We start from the raw sequence: 15,193 nt of genomic DNA on the forward strand, positions 1-15,193 counted from the left end.
CAACCAGCGCCCGTGGTGACCGCCCGGAGGAGAACGCGTGGTATTGCAGGAGAAGGCGAGGACCGGCACTGCGCCGGGGCCCGGCGTCGTGATTCTGCGTGGGACTGTCCAGGTGCTGGGCGAGCTGCTCATCACGGCGGGCATCGTCCTGCTGCTTTTTGTGGGCTGGCAGCTGTGGTGGACCAACGTGGAATCGGACGCCAGGCAGAGCGCCATCATCAAGGAATTCGCACAGGATCTCGGCGCGGATGCGCCCACCAGTTCGCCCTCGGCCCCCGGCGCCGTGAATTACGGAGCACCCGTAGTCTCTGCGGCCCCCGGACACGCCGGAACCATCGGCATCATGTACATTCCGCGCTTCGGTGCGAACTACACCCGGCCCATTGTCCAAGGCACTACCGGTGATGTGCTGGATACCCTGGGGCTGGGCCACTACAGCAACACTGCAATGCCCGGGGCCGTGGGGAATTTTGCGGTGGCCGGCCACCGGCAGACACACGGCGCAGTCCTGGACAGCATCCACACCCTGGTACCCGGGGACAAAATCTACGTCCAGACCAAGGATGGCTACTACGTGTATGTCTTCCGCAACAACCAGATTGTGCTGCCATCCCGGACCGATGTGCTGGAACCGGTGCCCACCAGGCCCGGCCTCACACCCACCGAAAGTTTCCTCACCATGACAAGCTGCAACCCGCGCTTCGGCTCCCAGGAACGCATTATCGCCTATGCGCTCCTGGACAGCTGGCGGCCTGCCTCGGCGGGCCCCCCGGCTGAGATAGCGGCCCAGGTGGCCGCCGCGATCGGAGAGGGCTGATCATGTACGCCTGGATTTTCCGGCACCTGCCGGGCCCCCTTTGGCTGCGGATCGCCACTTCGGTGCTGCTTGTCTTCGCCGCCCTGGTCCTGATGGCCCAGTTCCTGTTCCCCTGGATGTCCACTTTCACCCCATTCACCGACTCAACGATTGGTTCTGCAACCCAGCCATGACCACAACCAAGATCCTGGTCGTAGACAACTACGACAGCTTTGTATACACCCTGGTGGGATACCTCCAGGAGCTCGGCGCCGAGACCACCGTGGTGCGCAACGACGATGTCACGCTGGCTGAAGCCATTGAAATGGCAGGAACGCGCGACGGTGTCCTCATATCGCCCGGCCCAGGCAACCCGGCGGAAGCCGGAGTCTGCATCGAACTGATCAAGTGGTGCGGGGACAACAACAAGCCCATGTTCGGTGTCTGCCTGGGCCACCAGGCTTTGGCCGAGGCCTACGGCGGCAAAGTGACCCATGCCCCTGAGCTGATGCACGGCAAGACCTCTTTGGTGGAGCACCACGGAACGAGTGTTTTCGAAGGCCTCCCCTCCCCCGTGACCGCCACCCGGTATCACTCGCTGGCAGCCGTCCGCGACACCATCCCGGACGTCCTGGAGATCACGGCGGAAACTTCTACCGGCGTGGTTATGGGCTTGCAACACCGCACGGCGCCGCTGTGCGGCGTGCAGTTCCACCCTGAGTCCGTGCTGACGGAGGGCGGCTACCAGATGTTGGGCAACTGGCTCGAATCGTTGGGCATGGCCGGTGCCGCATCCCGGGCCGCCAAACTGAGTCCGCTCATCCAGCACTGACCAATAGGCGCTGCTGACCGGCGCAGTGCAGCAGGACTGGCACATCTGGCCCCGCGTTCCATGAAGGACGCGGGGTCAGCCTTTTTTGGTGGCTGACGGGGTGGGAGTCGGCGTCGGTGTGGGGGTTACCGGCGGTGGCGGCTCCTTGGCCACCACGATGTTGATGGTCTTCCCCTGTTCGACAGCGGCGTTGACGGGATCGCTCTGGTCCGTCACCCGGCCAGCCTCCACCTGGGAGTTTTCCACTTCCTGCACATTCGGAACAAGGCCCAGTTCCTTCAAGGCAGTTTCGGCCTCGGCACGGGTAAGGCCGCGCAGTTCCGGCATGGCCACCTTCCCGGTGGAGACCACAATCTCCACGGTGCTGCCGACGGCCACCGATTGCCCGGGGGCGGGGCTGGTGGTGATCACAATGCCGGCCGGTACGGTGGCGCTGTTGGCCATAGTGGTGGTCGGGGCGCCCACCAGGCCGCTTTGCCGCAGGACGTCCCGGGCTGCCGCCTCAGTCTTCCCGGGCAGGTTCTCCGGTACCTTGACCGCGCTGGGGCCATCGGAGATGTTCAGGATTACTTCGGAATTGGGATCAAGCGATGTTCCGGCTGCCGGGTCCGTCCCGATCGCTGTCCCTTTGGGAACGGTATCGTGCTGGGCCCGTTTGATCTGCGGGCGCAGGTTGGCCCCGTAGAGCTCTTGCAGGGCCGCGGACTCTGTCATGGCGGCCACTACGGGGATCTCCACCTTGGGGGCTGCTGGGGCTGGTCTGTTGACCGTGTTGTAGAGCCACAGGCCGCCGCCAGCAAGGACCAGCAGTGTGAAGATCACCAGGGTGACTATCCAGGCACGACGACGGGACTTCTGCCGCGGACTCCGCTCCCGTTCCGGCGGGAGGCCGAGAGGAAGCTCATCCGCGTCCGGCGGCTCGTAGGCTCCGGCCGCTCCGGCCGCTCCGGCGGCCAGGGAGTTCCCGTTGGAGTGGTTGTTGGACGTTGCCCGCAGCCGGCCGGTGGGGGCGTCGTCCAGGAAACTGGCGCCAGTGAAAGCGAAGGCCTCGGTGGCGGGCGTACGTTCCGGCGTCGGAACGTGGTCGTTCGGATCCGTCGGCGCCTCGGTTGCCGAAACGTCCGGAACCGGCACTCCAGCCCGGGCGGCGCGAAGGGCACGCCGGAATGCCGCCGCGTCCTGGAACCTGTCAGCCCTGTTCTTGAGCAGGGCCTTGGCCAGGACACTGTCCAGCGCCGGCGACACCTCGGGATTAACGCTGCTCGCAGGTTCCGGGATCTCCCGGACGTGCTGGTAGGCGACTGAAACCGGACTGTCCCCAATGAACGGCGGGCGGCCCGTGAGCATTTCGTACAACAGGCAGCCGGCGGAATAGAGGTCGCTGCGGGCGTCCACGGTTTCACCACGGGCCTGCTCCGGCGAAAGGTACTGCGCCGTGCCCACTACGGCCTGGGTCTGGGTCATGGTGGCCGACGAATCGGCGATAGCCCGGGCGATGCCGAAGTCCATCACCTTGACGGAGTTGGTACCCTCGCAGCACATCACGTTGGCCGGTTTGATGTCCCGGTGCACGATGCCGGCCTTGTGGCTGTACTCCAGTGCCGCGAGCACGCCCAAGGCGAACTCGATGGCCTGGTCAATGCTGACTTCCTTGGCCCTGATGAGGTCCCGGATGGTCTTGCCTTCCACAAACTCCATCACGATGTAGGGAACGCGGATGCTGTCTTCCGTTCCGTCCGGAACCGTGTGCTCGCCGGTGTCGTAGATGGCAACGATGGAGGGATGGTTCAATGCGGCGACGGCCTGCGCCTCGCGCTTGAACCGTGCCTGGAACTGCGGATCCCTGGCCATGTCGGGGCGGAGCAGCTTGATGGCAACGGTCCGGCCCAGCCTGGTGTCCACCCCCCTGTGGACATCCGCCATTCCGCCGCGCCCGATCAGCCCGCCGAGTTCGTAGCGGCCGCTCAGGACACGCTGGTTATCCACCGGGAGGCTGTCCTCACGGTGCGACGGCGTACGGGGCGTGTCAGTCACTGGGCGTCCCGGAGGCTACGGCTTGCAGGTGGCGGGCACGCCCGGCAACTGGCCAGTGGTGCAGTCGGGCAGGGCGGTCTCGCTGGCGGTGGCCTTCGGCGTCGTGGTTGGAACCGGAGTGGCCGTCGGAAGCGGTACGGCGTAGATGATGGTGACGGCCGTGCCCTTGGGAACGGTTCCGGTCGGGTTGATTTCCAGTACCGTTCCGGCCGTCTCAGCACTCTGCTGCGGAAGGACGGTCACCGAGAGGCCCAACGCTTCCAAGGAGGACTGGACCTGGCGGTAGTCCTTGCCCAGGTAGGCCGCGGAAATGATGTTTACGGTCTCGGGCGTCGGGGTGGGCGTGGGCGTTGGCGGTGGCGTCGTCAAGGTGGGAGTGGGCGATGCGGACGTTGTTGTCGGACTTGGGCTGCTGGATGTCGTGCTGGGCGCGGAGCTGGTGGGATTGCTCGGAGGGAACAGGATGCCTTGCTGGGACAGGAAGAAACCGACCAGCGCGAAGAGCACCAGCAGGATCAGGGCGATCAGGGGCCAAGTCCAAGGGCTCCGGCCCCGCCGCTGGGGCTCGTCGGCAGGTTCGTCGTCGTACGTCTCTTCTTCCTGGACCCAGGAGCGTTCCGCAGCAAGCGCATCGGCCCGCGACAGCGTACCGGCGGCTCCAGTGCCGGTGCCGGCGGCGTTGGCAGCAGCAGCGCCTGCTGCGGCACCGCCTGCCGCACCTGCGGCAGCGGCCCCCAGTACCGGCAGTGCGGAGGTGGACGTGGTGGAGCTGTCCTTCTGCCCGCCGATGATGCCCGTGGGCGCGGTGGCAACATTCACCGGGGCCGTGATGGGGCCGGTGGCAGCTTCGAACAACAGCATTCCGGGGACGGCGGCGTGTGCGGCGCTGATGTCGCCGTTGCGGATAGCCTCGGCGGCCTCGGACAGCTTGATGGCGTTGGCCGGCCGGTTCTTGGGATCCTTGGCCAACATGGACATCAGGAGGGCACGGACCGGTTTGGGCAGCGTATCGGGCAGCGGCGGCGGGGCATCGTTGACCTGCGCCAGGGCAATGGCGATCTGGGATTCGCCGGAGAACGGCCGGTGCCCGGTAAGGCACTCGTAGCCGATCACTCCGAGCGAATAGATGTCCGAGGCACCAGTGGCGGTCTGGCCTGTTGCCTGCTCCGGGGCGAGGTACTGGGCCGTTCCCATTACCTGCCCGGTCTGGGTCAGCGGGACCTGGTCGGCCAGGCGGGCAATGCCGAAGTCGGTGACCTTGACCCGGCCGTCGGGAGTGATCAGCAGGTTGCCCGGCTTGATGTCGCGGTGGACCAGTCCCTGGGCGTGGGCGACGGACAAAGCCCGGGCGGTCTGCGCGATCATGGACAGGGTCCGGTCCGGGGACAGCACCTGCTCGTGCTCGATGATGCTGCTCAGCGGCTGGCCCGGGACGAGTTCCATCACGAGGTAGGCGGAGCCCTCTTCCTCGCCGTAGTCAAAGACATTTGCGATGCCCACGTGGTTCAGGAGCGCGGTGTGGCGTGCCTCAGCACGGAACCTCTGCAGGAAGCCGGGGTCGCCGGTGTATTCCTCCTTGAGCACCTTAATGGCGACGATTCGGCCCAGGACCTGGTCCTTGGCTTTCCAAACCTCTCCCATGCCGCCGATCGCAATCCGCGTGGTCAGCTGGAATCTGCCGCCGAGGGTGATTCCTGTTGTAGGCCTCACTTATTCAACACCGCCTCAAAAATCTTCTTCGCGTTCGGACTGGTTAGCTGTGCGCCGGTGGTGATGTCTACGCCTTCCATGACGATCGTGACACCCACCTGCGGGTTGTTCGCGGGGGCAAAGCCCGTGAACCAGGAGTTGTTCAGGCCATTGCCCAATTCCGCCGTACCTGTCTTGCCGGCCACCTGAACGCCGGGAACGGCCGCGCCGCGGGCGATGCCCTCGCTCACCGCACTGGTCATCCATTCGGTGATCTGGTTGGCGATGTCGGGCGTGGTTGACGTGCGCAGAGGCGTCGGCTGGGGTTCTTCCAGGACGCGGAGGTCCGGTGAGCGAAGGGTCTTGACCAGGCTTGGGCTCATCTGGACGCCATCGTTCGCTATTGCCGCCGTCATCAGCGCAATCTGGAGCGGCGTTGCCCGGACGTCCTTTTGGCCGATAGCGGACTGGGCCAGCCCCGGTTCGTCCAAGTTATCGGGGAAGCCCTGCAGAGCGTAATCAAGTTTCAGCTGGTCCCCCAGACTCTCGCCAAAGCCGAACTTCTTCGCCTGTTCGGCGATGGCGTCGCGCCCCAGGTCCAGGGCGATGCTGGCGAAAGGCGTGTTGCATGACTGCTGCAGGGCGAAGGCGAAGGAAGCCGTGTCCCTGGTGTAGCAGTTGCCCCCCGCGTAGTTGGGGAGCTTGTACGAGATGCCGGTGAAGGGCATCTCGGCAGGGTTGGGTAGCTGGCTGTCCTTGTTGTACTTGCCCGAATTCAGGGCCGCGGCGGTGTCAACGAGCTTGAAGACAGAGCCGGGGGCGAGGAGCTCGCCGGTCGGGCCGCTGACGGACTGGTTCAGGTTGATACCGGGGACCTTGACGAGCTCGTTGATATTCGTGCTCTCAGCAGTGGGGTCCTGGGTGGCGATGAGGTTGGGGTTGTAGGAGGGCTTCGACACCATGGCCAGGATGGCACCGGTCTTGGGGTTGGTCACCACAATGGAACCGCGCTGTCCGTCCGGAATGAGGTCGTAGGCGAGCTGTTGGATCCGAGGATCGATGGTCAGCTCCACCGATGCGCCCTTGGGCTGGTTTCCGAGGAACAGCTGGCCTATCCGGTCCAGGAACTGCTGGTCGGAGCTGCCGGCCAGCTGGTCATTCATCGCAATTTCCAGCCCTGTGGCTCCATAGTTTTGAGAGAAATAGCCGGTGATGCCTGCATAGAGTTCGGGCTGGGAATAGGTGCGCTGGAACTTGCACGTCTCCGAGCCTTCAACCGACTCGGCTATCGGCGTGCCGCCCACAATGATGGCACCCCGGTCATTGCAGTAGTCCTGCAGGATGGCGCGCTTGTTCCAGGCGTTGGCCTTGAGGTCGTCCGCCCCGATCACTTGCACGTAGCTCAGAGCACCGAAAATCAGTGCGAACATCGCGATCGCGGCGACCCATGAGTTTCGTATTGCCTGGTTCACAGGTGCTTCACCGCCTCGGTTGGTGTGTCAATGCCGTTGGATTCTGCGCCCTTGGCAGGCGGCAGCGGTGTGGTGTCCACTGGCCCCCTTGCCGTGTGCGAAATCATGAGCAACAGGCCCACGATGATCCAGTTGGCGAGCAACGAGGAACCGCCTGCGGCCAGGAAGGGCGTGGTTAGGCCGGTGAGTGGAATGAGGCGCGTGACGCCGCCTATCACCACGAAGCACTGCAGCGCGATGGCAAACGACAGGCCGCAGGCGAGGAGCTTACCGAAGGCGTCGCGGGTGCCCAGGGCTGCCCGGAAGCCGCGCGTGAAGAGCAGCAGGAACATCATGACGATGGCGAACAGCCCGATGAGTCCGAGCTCTTCACCGAACGAGGCGATGATCATGTCGCTGTTGGAAAAGGGCACGAGATTGGGCCGGCCCTGTCCGAGACCCGTCCCTACGAGGCCACCGTTGGCCATGCCAAAGAGGCCTTCAACAATCTGGAAGCTGCCGCCGAACTGCCGTCCATAGACCTCGTCGGTGAAGGCGTTGAGCCAGCCATCAATGCGCAGGCCAACGTGGGAGAACACCTTCGAAGCCACAAAGCCGCCGCCCAGGATGAGTGCTACGCCGATCACTACCCAGCTGATCCGGCTGGTGGCCACGTAGATCATCACGATGAACAGGCCGAAGAACAGGACAGAGGAACCAAGGTCCCGCTGGAAGATGAGCACGCCGATGCTCACCAGCCAGGCGGTGATCATCGGACCCATGTCCTTGAACCGAGGGAATTGCAGCGGGCCGATCTTCCGCCCCGCCAGCAGGATCAGGTCCCTGTTTGACGAAAGGTAACCTGCGAAGAAGATGGCAAGCGTAATCTTGGCAATTTCGCCCGGCTGAAAGGTCCATGGGCCGAGTCTGATCCACACACGGGCGCCCAGGATTTCGCCGGCTGTGATTCCCGGTACCAGCGGCAAGACGAGCAAGAGTGCGCTGGCTGCCAGGGAAATATAAGTGAAGCGACGGAGGACCCGGTGGTCCTTGAGGAACCAAATGACGGCGATCGCCACGGCCATAGCGACCAATGTCCAGCGGAGCTGGTCGTTGCCGGTGTCGTCGCCGGGCCCGTCCAGTCGGTGGATCATGGCGAGGCCGAGACCGTTTAACGCTACAACAAGGGGAAGTATCACCGGATCGGCATATTTCGCCCGGATCCGCAGGACCACGTGGAACGCCAGTGCGGCAGCGGCGAGCAGGCTGGACTGGAACCAGAAATCGGTATCAAACGCCTTTTCCTGATCCACACCGACCAACATGTTGGCGCCGATTCCCACCGACAGGGCAAGCAACAACAACAGCAGTTCGACGTTCCGCCTGGGTTTGGGGATAGTACTTAGCTGGCTCATGGGGTGCCCTCGCAGGTGACGGTAGGACTTGGTGAGGGCGACGTGGGAGCCGGCGCTGCTGCCGGATCCGACGGAGAGGGTGCGGGCGCTGCCGTTTCTGTGGGTGCCGGTGCGGGCGGGGTCGTTGTGGCGCCGGTAGTCGGCGACGGGCATTCGTCAGCCGGGGAGGTAGTGCCCGTCCGCTCAAGGTTCTTAACGATCCGCTGGGCGTCGTAAAGGTCCCGCGCCGGGACGGTCTGGCGGACTCGCTGCTGCGAGAACGGCGGCAGCGAGTCCATCCGGATTTCCGTCACGGCTTCAAGGCTGGAGAGCTGGATAGGGCCGAGGCGCTGGGAGACTCCGTTGTAAATGGCGACCCGGGAATCGTATTCGCCGATGTAGTAGCGCGTCTGTGTCCACGCGTAGCCGAGCCAGAGCCCGACTGTGAGGACCACCAGGACCGAGGCCGCGATGGACCATGTGACCCAGCGGCGAGGCCTCGGCTGAAGGAAGGATTCATCTGCATCGACGGACTGCTGGTCGGCTTTGTGCGTCAGCACCGTGGCCGCGCGTCGGGCCACCGTACGGCCGGCGATAGTGGGAATGGAGCCGGACTCTGCCGCTGCGGCTGCGGCGCCCACAAGTTCGTGCGGGCGGGAAGCCAGTTCCTCCCGGAGGACTTCGGCGGAGAGATGTTCGCCGAGGTGCGGGTCTGTGGAATCGGCGCTTTCGCCCTTGCCGGACTGCCCCGCATCAGCTTTGGCTTCGTCCGGGTTTTCGGCGTCGACCCTTCCTGCATCAGGCTTTTCTTCGTCAGATTTCCCTGAGGGGAGCGCTTCGGCCGGTTTGGGCTCGGCCACGTCCCCGGCAGCAGGTGGCTGCTGTGCAGCCGGACCGGCGGGCCCGCTGGGTGTGACGACTGCGGTGACTGACGCGGGAGGGATGATTTCGACGGCGGCGGTACTGACGTCGTCGCGCGTTTCCTCCGCTATTTCCACCATCACCACCGTGACGTTGTCAGGTGAGCCGGCTTCCAGCGTCAGGTTAACGAGGGTCTCGACGCATTCGCGGAGGTCCTTCGTCTCCCGGACCGTCCGTTCCACTACGTGCCCGGCAACGTAGTTGAGGCCGTCCGAGCAGAGAAGCCAGCGTTCCCCGGGCTTGACGTCCAAGGTGTCGAGGTCGAGTTCCGGGCTGGCGTCGACGTCGCCGAGAACGCGCATCAGGACGTTTTTGTGCGGATGCGTCTCGGCTTCCTCGGGCCGGAGCCGGCCCTCATCGATGAGCCGCTGCACAAACGTGTGGTCGACGCTCACCTGCTCGAAAACGCCGTCGCGAAGGCGGTAGGCGCGGGAGTCCCCGATATGGGCGAAGTGCAGTTTGCCTTCGGCAAGGAGCAGGGCGGTGACGGTGGTTCCCATGCCGGCGAGCTTGGGATTGATGTGGACCAGCTCGGACAGGAGGGAATTGGCTGTTTGGATTTCATCCGCAAGCACGGTGCCGGCGTCGCCGTCGTAATCCCCGTGATCCAGGTGCAGCATGTCCAGGACGGTAGCGGCGGAGGCAACGTCACCGCCGGCGTGGCCACCCATGCCATCGGCGACGACCGCAAGGTGGCGGCCCACGTAGGCGGAGTCGTCATTCTTGGCGCGGATGCGGCCCACGTCCGAGCGGGCTGCATAACGCATGATGAGGGGCCGCTGCGCGGGCTGTGCCTCGTCTGCGGGAATTTCTGGATCGGCCATGGCTATGGCCTCAATTCGATGACCGTCTTGCCGATCCTCACAGGTACGCCAGGCTCAACGGGCAGGGCGCGGGTAAGTTGCTGGTCCGCCAGATACGTGCCGTTGGTGGAGCCCAGGTCCTCTATGAACCATCTACTGCCCTGCGGGAAGAGCCGGGCGTGACGGCCGGAGGCGTAGTCGTCTTCAAGCACCAAGGTGGCTTCCTGGGCCCGGCCGAGGAGGATGGGACTGGCCGCCAGGGGGATGGTGGTGCCTTTGAGGGGTCCTTCGGTGACCACGAGCTGGTGTGCCTGCTGCTTCACGGGCTGCGGCGGGGCATCGGCCAGTTCAGGGTTCTTCCGGACCTGGCGGGCAGTGGGAGTTCCAACGGCGGCCTTGCGGCCCACCATCAGGTCCCGGCGCATTGCCGACACGATACTGAAAATCAGCACCCAGAGCAGGAGCAGGAAGCCGAAGCGGAGGGCGGTAATGGTCAGTTCGCTCATGGGCGGCCACCAGAGGTGGCGGGGAGCAAGCGGAAGATGATCTTTGTCCGTCCCATCGTGATGGTGGAGCCGTCGGTAAGTTCGGTGCTGCCTGCGACCTTGTGCCCGTTAACATAGCTGCCGTTGGTGGAACCCATGTCCACGGCGCTGGTAACCCCGTTCGCCGTGCGGATCTCGAGGTGGCGGCGGGACACGCCGGTGTCGTCAACCAGGATGTCGGCCTCGGAGGACCGGCCCAGGATGATCGAAGGGGCATTGAGCGAGTAGCGCTGGCCATCGATGTCCAGGACTGGCTGCAGGCGGGTGGGCTGGCGGCTGGGGGCGGCCGGGAGATTAGGCCGGGGCGCTGGGCTGGCTGGTGCCCCGCTTGATTTTTCGGTGGAGGACTTGATCTCGAAATCGCCGGCCCGCAGCTCTTCGAAGCGGCGGAATGAGATCCGCACGGAGCCCTGGAGCGTGTAGCCCTGACTGCGGACATGGTTGATGACGACGTCGCACAGTTCCTCAGCCAGCGGAGTGCCCCATTCCTGCGCCCGCTTGAAATCGTCCTCGCTGAGCAGGACGTCGAAAACGTTGGGGGCGAGGGTCCGGCCGGCGGCAATGGTGATCGCCTTGTGGTCCACCTCGCGGCGAAGCCGGCTGGCGATCTCAACTGGCTCGACCTGCGCCCGGGAACCAGTGGAGAAGACACCGCGAACGGCCTTTTCGATGCCGCGCTCGACCTTGTCCAGCAAACCCATGGTCCTCCTCCTTTCCCCCCGACTGCGGGGCAGTTTTCGTTCCGGAACTCAACCAGCAACACAGATCACTGCGTATCGGCAGGCCCGCCGACGGCAGGCACTACTACATCAGATACTACTGGGCAGGCCTGTGAATGACCTTAATCCACGACGGCCCGGCCTGCGGAAAAGTTCGTTTCGGGCGATCTGCGCGCGGTCAGAAAGGGTTCATTACCGGTGGCTCCCGTGGCCTTAATACATGCCTGGATCGGCCGCGTAGGCCAGGCTGCCGACCTCAATTGGTGTTTTGCCGCCGATGTCCGTTATGCTTGATCTCGCTGCTTTTACATGGTGCGGAACCGGGAAACCGGTCGCAATTCATGGAAAAGAAGTTGCGCGCGAGTGGCGGAACGGCAGACGCGCTGGCTTCAGGTGCCAGTGTCCGAAAGGGCGTGGGGGTTCAAATCCCCCCTCGCGCACGCAAATAAAAGAGCCCCGGTCTTAGGACCGGGGCTCTTTTGCGTCCAGAGAACGGCAGCGCGACGACTTATCCCCGCCTCACGGTCATTTCCCCTGGAATCGCGTGGGGGATTGGACCGCGGGGCGGGGATAAGCCGAAGGACAGGTTTCTAGCGGGCGGTGGCCGGCTCCATAACCTCTTCGCCGGAGGTTGCCTTGCGGGACTCCTGCTCAGGTGCCTTCCCAGGCGAGGCCGGGGTGCGGCGTTCCTTGAGGAAGTAGACGAGTCCGGCCGCCAGGGTGGAGGCTGCGGCAAGTGCGAACAGGCCGGGCACAACACTGCCCGTGGTCTCCTTGATGATGCCGAACCCAAACGGGGCTACAAAACCACCCAGGTTGCCCAGCGAGTTAATGATCGCGATGGCGGGAGCAAGGACCAGAGGGTGCAGCCCAGACTGCGGGATGGTCCAGAACAGGGGCGACGCGCTCTTGAAGCCCATGGCGGCGATGGCCAGGAACACGAGGGCCAGGACCGGGCTGGCGATCGCGGCGGCCAGCGTTCCGACGGCGGCGACCAGCAGCGCGGCGACCAGCAGCGGCTTTTTGGACCTGGCCTTGTCCTGCCACTTGGCGGCGAAATACATCGCGAAGACGGCGCACACCCACGGTATAGAGGACAGGAAGCCAACACTCAGGTCCGTTGTTCCGGGAATCTGTTTGACGATGGTGGGCAGCCAAAAAGTGTTGGCGTAGATGGAGAGCTGCACGGAGAAGTAGATGCCGCAAAGCAGCAGGATCTGCGGGTTGAGCAGCATCTTCCAGCGGTTGATCTTCGCCCCGGAAGTGCTGGCGTGCTGGGCGTCCTCGTCAGCGATGGCGTTGGCCAGGGCGGACTTTTCGCCGACCGAGAGCCACTTGGCGTCCTGGATCTTGGCGTCCAACAGGAAGAATACGATGATGCCCACCACCACGGAGAGCAGGCCCTCGAAGCCGAACAGCCACTGCCAGCCGCGGATTCCCAGGACGTCGTGAAGGCTCAGCAGCATGCCGGCGATGGGCCCGGACAGTGCTGCGGCGATGGAGGAGCCCGCGATGAAGATGGCGGTCGCCTTGCCGCGCTGGCCGGCCGGTACCCACCGGGCGAAGTAGAAGATTACTGCCGGGAAGAAGCCGGCTTCGGCGGCCCCCAGCAGGAACCGCAACACATAGAACATCATTTCGTTCTGCACGAACGCCATCAGAAAGGAGACAATGCCCCAGCTGACCATGATCCGGGCCAGCCACACCTTGGCGCCGTACTTCTCCATCATGACGTTGCTGGGGAGTTCGAAGATCGCATAGGCGATGAAGAAGAGTCCTGCCCCGAAACCATAGGCGGCGGCGCCAATGCCCACGTCCGCTTCGAGGTGTTCGTGGGTGTAACCGATGTTGGACCGGTTCAGCTGGTTGCACACGAGCATGACAAGCATGATGGGCAGGACCCGCTTGAAAAACTTCTTCGTGGCCAGGGCCACATCCGTGACAGCGGTGTCTACAGACTGCATAGGGAAATTCCTTAGGTATTGCGGTGCGGGCCCGTCAGGGGACCCGTTCAACTCCTGTGGTATGAAACACAGCGACTTGGTCCACTGTATTCAGGGAATTCGATGCGCGTCCAAGGCACATATCGCATTGTTTGATGCCCTGAGGGCATCACAACAGGTGGACTCCATTTGCGCTCACGGAGACGGACGTACGGAAGCCTTAAACCGGCGTCGGGAATTTGCCAGATGGCTGCGCATCGCGGCGGCGGCGGCGGTTTCATCTCCGTCAGCGATGGCTGCGGCGATGGACCGGTGCTCGTGGATCACTTGGTCAAAGTGGTCACGCGCGTAGTGTTCGACGCCGGTCATCAGCCGGGTGCGCGGCATCGCGATCATGGTCTGGCCCAAGGCCGCCAGGCAGTCCGAGTAGAACGGGTTTCCGGAGGCGGCAGCGATGGCCCGGTGGAACTCGAAGTCGAACTTCATTGCATGGCCGGGGTGGTCCGGGCTGGCGGTGAACTGTTCCAGGGCGGCATTGATGGCCCGGAGTTGGCGTTCGGTATGGTTCCGGGCGGCCAAAGCGGCGGCTTCAGCCTCCACACCCATTCGGAATTCGAGCAGATGGAGGCGGTCCTCCACGCTGGCTACCGGTCGGCTGCCGGGGACTGGAAGAGGGCCGTCGTCGGGCGGGGTCAGCGCGAAGCTGCCCCGCCCGCGTTCGGTTTCCACGAGACCTTCAGCCTGGAGATGGGTCAAGGCCGAGCGCACCACGGTGCGGCTGACGCCGAATTCGCCCATCAGCGCGTTCTCGCTGGGAAGCTTGTCGCCGGGCTGGATGACGCCGTCCACAATGCGGGTGCGAAGGTCGGCGGCGAGGTCCGCGGTCAGGTTCCGGCTCATGCGTTCAAGGTTACGCGCCGAACTCCACGGTCTCGGTGGTCCAGGCCCGGGCCTGGTCACTCAGGGTCACGCCGAGGCCCGGGCGGTCCGGGACGATCATACGGCCGTTCTTGGTTTCGAGGCGTTCGTTGAAGAGCGGGTCTAGCCAGTCGAAGTGCTCCACCCACGGCTCGCGGGGGTAGGCGGCGGCCAGGTGCAGGTGGATCTCCATGGCGAAGTGCGGGGCCAGCCCTAGCCCGCGTTCATCGGCGAGGGCGGCGAGGCGCAGGAACTGGGTGATACCGCCGACGCGGGGTGCATCCGGCTGGATGATGTCGCAGCCGTTGGCGTTGATCAGGCCCTTGTGCTCAGCAACGGAGGCCAACATCTCACCGGTGGCGATGGGGGTATCCAGCACATTGGCCAGGTGGGCGTGGCCCTCGAAATCGTAGGCGTCCAGCGGTTCTTCGATCCAGACAAGGTTGAATTCCTCCAGCTGGCGGCCCAGGCGCAGAGCGGTGGCGCGGTCCCACTGCTGGTTGGCGTCCACCATGAGCGGGACGTCCCAGCCGATGTGCTCGCGGATGCCGGCAACCCGGCGCAGGTCTTCCTTGCTGTCGGGCAGGCCCACTTTGATCTTGATGCCGCCGATGCCCTCGTCGAGGGACTGCGTGGCACGGGCCTTGACCTCTTCCAGGGAGGCGTTGAGGAAGCCGCCCGAGGTGTTGTAGGTCTGGACGGAGTCGCGGTAGGAGCCCAACAGCTTCGCCAGCGGAAGTCCAGCGCGCTTGGCCTTGAGGTCGTAGAGGGCGATGTCGATGGCGGCCAACGCTTGGGTGGCGACGCCCGAGCGGCCCACGGAGGCGCCGGCCCAGAGGAGCTTGGTGTAGAGCTTGCCGATGTCGTTGGGGTCCTCGCCAATGATGCCTTCGGCGACCTCCTTGGCGTGGGCGTACTGGGCGGGGCCGCCGGCGCGCTTGGAGTAGCTGAAGCCGATGCCGCTGTGGCCCTGCTCCGTGGTGATCTCGGCGAAGAGGAAGACGACCTCCGTCATGGGCTTCTGGCGCCCGGTGAAGACTTTGGCATCACTGATCGGGACAGCGAGCGGAAGTCTTGCAGTGGAGAGTTTTACATGGCGGATGAGGTCGACGGTACTCATTGGTGCTCCTCGAAAGCTGGCTGTCAGG

13 protein-coding genes and 1 tRNA gene are annotated in these 15,193 nt (G+C 64.5%); 4 read left to right on the forward strand and 10 right to left on the reverse strand.

Annotated features, from left to right (window positions below; all coding sequences use genetic code 11):
• The first annotated feature begins 37 nt into the window (after nucleotides 1–37).
• From V9L18_RS00365 to V9L18_RS00375, 3 genes are read left to right on the forward strand one after another with little or no spacing between them, the layout of a single operon-like run.
• Nucleotides 38–817 carry a class E sortase gene (locus tag V9L18_RS00365; protein ID WP_337345190.1) on the forward strand — a complete coding sequence of 260 codons (780 nt, stop codon included), beginning with the start codon at nucleotides 38–40 and terminating at the stop codon, nucleotides 815–817.
• Nucleotides 818–819: 2 nt separating this feature from the next.
• Nucleotides 820–990 carry a hypothetical protein gene (locus V9L18_RS00370; RefSeq protein WP_337345191.1) on the forward strand — a complete coding sequence of 57 codons (171 nt, stop codon included), beginning with the start codon at nucleotides 820–822 and terminating at the stop codon, nucleotides 988–990.
• Complete coding sequence (locus V9L18_RS00375) at nucleotides 987–1,628, forward strand: anthranilate synthase component II (protein WP_337345192.1); 642 nt, start codon at nucleotides 987–989, stop codon at nucleotides 1,626–1,628. The genes V9L18_RS00370 and V9L18_RS00375 overlap by 4 nt, the downstream gene beginning before the upstream one ends.
• Before the next feature lie 75 nt (nucleotides 1,629–1,703).
• On the opposite strand, the gene pknB is transcribed toward V9L18_RS00375, so the two are convergent.
• Genes pknB through V9L18_RS00410 form a run of 7 tightly spaced genes read right to left on the reverse strand, consistent with a single transcriptional unit; the run spans nucleotide 1,704 to nucleotide 11,166 of the window.
• Nucleotides 1,704–3,662 (reverse strand): Stk1 family PASTA domain-containing Ser/Thr kinase, encoded by a 1,959-nt coding sequence (pknB, locus tag V9L18_RS00380; RefSeq protein ID WP_337345193.1) that lies wholly within the window; start codon nucleotides 3,660–3,662, stop codon nucleotides 1,704–1,706.
• Nucleotides 3,663–3,677: 15 nt separating this feature from the next.
• On the reverse strand, nucleotides 3,678–5,372 hold the full coding sequence (locus tag V9L18_RS00385; RefSeq protein WP_337345194.1) for a protein kinase domain-containing protein: 1,695 nt from the start codon (nucleotides 5,370–5,372) through the stop codon (nucleotides 3,678–3,680).
• A complete protein-coding gene (locus V9L18_RS00390) occupies nucleotides 5,369–6,823 on the reverse strand; it encodes a peptidoglycan D,D-transpeptidase FtsI family protein (RefSeq protein ID WP_337345195.1) in 1,455 nt (484 codons plus the stop codon). The genes V9L18_RS00385 and V9L18_RS00390 overlap by 4 nt, the downstream gene beginning before the upstream one ends.
• On the reverse strand, nucleotides 6,820–8,217 hold the full coding sequence (locus tag V9L18_RS00395) for an FtsW/RodA/SpoVE family cell cycle protein (RefSeq protein ID WP_337345196.1): 1,398 nt from the start codon (nucleotides 8,215–8,217) through the stop codon (nucleotides 6,820–6,822). Before V9L18_RS00395 ends, V9L18_RS00390 begins: the two co-directional genes overlap by 4 nt.
• Complete coding sequence (locus V9L18_RS00400; protein ID WP_337345197.1) at nucleotides 8,214–9,941, reverse strand: PP2C family protein-serine/threonine phosphatase; 1,728 nt, start codon at nucleotides 9,939–9,941, stop codon at nucleotides 8,214–8,216. The genes V9L18_RS00395 and V9L18_RS00400 overlap by 4 nt, the downstream gene beginning before the upstream one ends.
• A gap of 2 nt (nucleotides 9,942–9,943) precedes the next feature.
• The gene (locus V9L18_RS00405; protein WP_337345198.1) at nucleotides 9,944–10,426 is read right to left on the reverse strand and encodes an FHA domain-containing protein FhaB/FipA; all 483 of its coding nucleotides are present in this window, start codon (nucleotides 10,424–10,426) and stop codon (nucleotides 9,944–9,946) included.
• Complete coding sequence (locus tag V9L18_RS00410; protein WP_337345199.1) at nucleotides 10,423–11,166, reverse strand: DUF3662 and FHA domain-containing protein; 744 nt, start codon at nucleotides 11,164–11,166, stop codon at nucleotides 10,423–10,425. The genes V9L18_RS00405 and V9L18_RS00410 overlap by 4 nt, the downstream gene beginning before the upstream one ends.
• A gap of 375 nt (nucleotides 11,167–11,541) precedes the next feature.
• On the opposite strand from V9L18_RS00410, the gene V9L18_RS00415 reads away from it, so the two are divergent.
• A tRNA-Leu gene (locus tag V9L18_RS00415) sits at nucleotides 11,542–11,624 on the forward strand.
• 150 nt (nucleotides 11,625–11,774) lie between these two features.
• Here V9L18_RS00415 and V9L18_RS00420 read toward each other — a convergent pair.
• From V9L18_RS00420 to V9L18_RS00430, 3 genes are all read right to left on the reverse strand, one after another.
• Nucleotides 11,775–13,148 carry an MFS transporter gene (locus tag V9L18_RS00420; RefSeq protein WP_337345200.1) on the reverse strand — a complete coding sequence of 458 codons (1,374 nt, stop codon included), beginning with the start codon at nucleotides 13,146–13,148 and terminating at the stop codon, nucleotides 11,775–11,777.
• Nucleotides 13,149–13,322: 174 nt separating this feature from the next.
• Complete coding sequence (locus V9L18_RS00425) at nucleotides 13,323–14,027, reverse strand: FadR/GntR family transcriptional regulator (protein WP_337345201.1); 705 nt, start codon at nucleotides 14,025–14,027, stop codon at nucleotides 13,323–13,325.
• A gap of 10 nt (nucleotides 14,028–14,037) precedes the next feature.
• A complete protein-coding gene (locus V9L18_RS00430; protein ID WP_337345202.1) occupies nucleotides 14,038–15,165 on the reverse strand; it encodes an L-talarate/galactarate dehydratase in 1,128 nt (375 codons plus the stop codon).
• Between the last annotated feature and the right edge of the window lie 28 nt (nucleotides 15,166–15,193).

Origin of the sequence: Pseudarthrobacter sp. CCNWLW217 (assembly GCF_037203985.1) — a bacterium.
GTDB lineage: Bacteria > Actinomycetota > Actinomycetes > Actinomycetales > Micrococcaceae > Arthrobacter.

Bases quoted from the DNA above. Each gene is read 5' to 3' on its own strand.
- V9L18_RS00370 (WP_337345191.1), top strand. From the start codon at position 820: ATGTACGCCTGGATTTTCCGGCACCTGCCGGGCCCCCTTTGGCTGCGG.
- V9L18_RS00375 (WP_337345192.1), top strand. From the start codon at position 987: ATGACCACAACCAAGATCCTGGTCGTAGACAACTACGACAGCTTTGTA.
- V9L18_RS00395 (WP_337345196.1), bottom strand. From the start codon at position 8,217: ATGAGCCAGCTAAGTACTATCCCCAAACCCAGGCGGAACGTCGAACTG.
- V9L18_RS00400 (WP_337345197.1), bottom strand. From the start codon at position 9,941: ATGGCCGATCCAGAAATTCCCGCAGACGAGGCACAGCCCGCGCAGCGG.
- V9L18_RS00405 (WP_337345198.1), bottom strand. From the start codon at position 10,426: ATGAGCGAACTGACCATTACCGCCCTCCGCTTCGGCTTCCTGCTCCTG.
- V9L18_RS00410 (WP_337345199.1), bottom strand. From the start codon at position 11,166: ATGGGTTTGCTGGACAAGGTCGAGCGCGGCATCGAAAAGGCCGTTCGC.
- V9L18_RS00420 (WP_337345200.1), bottom strand. From the start codon at position 13,148: ATGCAGTCTGTAGACACCGCTGTCACGGATGTGGCCCTGGCCACGAAG.
- V9L18_RS00425 (WP_337345201.1), bottom strand. From the start codon at position 14,027: ATGAGCCGGAACCTGACCGCGGACCTCGCCGCCGACCTTCGCACCCGC.
- V9L18_RS00430 (WP_337345202.1), bottom strand. From the start codon at position 15,165: ATGAGTACCGTCGACCTCATCCGCCATGTAAAACTCTCCACTGCAAGA.